Origin of the sequence: Serratia sp. ASV30 (genome assembly GCF_016428815.1) — a bacterium.
GTDB lineage: Bacteria > Pseudomonadota > Gammaproteobacteria > Enterobacterales > Enterobacteriaceae > Chania > Chania fonticola_C.
Window position 1 is genome coordinate 1 of the sequence record NZ_JAELTL010000283.1, and the last position, 260, is coordinate 260.

A 260-nucleotide genomic window follows, 5' to 3' on the forward strand; every position below is an offset into this window, starting at 1 on the left:
CCCCCCCCCCCCCCCCCCCCCCCCCCCCCCCCCCCCCCCCCCCCCCCCCCCCCCCCCCCCCCCCCCCCCCCCCCCCCCCCCCCCCCCCCCCCCCCCCCCCCCCCCCCCCCTTTTTCATGATCCGGCGACCACCGAGATCTACACCCAGTTGGCATCGTCGGCAGCGTCAGATGTGTATAAGAGACAGGTGCCGTTCTTCGCTTGCCAAACTCGAGTGCGGGATTTGGACAAACGTGAGCACACCAAGCACATGCTTAGGC

Annotated in this window: 1 pseudogene; it reads left to right on the forward strand. The window is 73.1% G+C overall.

Features of this window, described 5'->3' with window-relative positions:
- A pseudogene (locus tag JHD74_RS26465) lies at positions 1-260 on the forward strand (hypothetical protein); the annotation flags it as partial.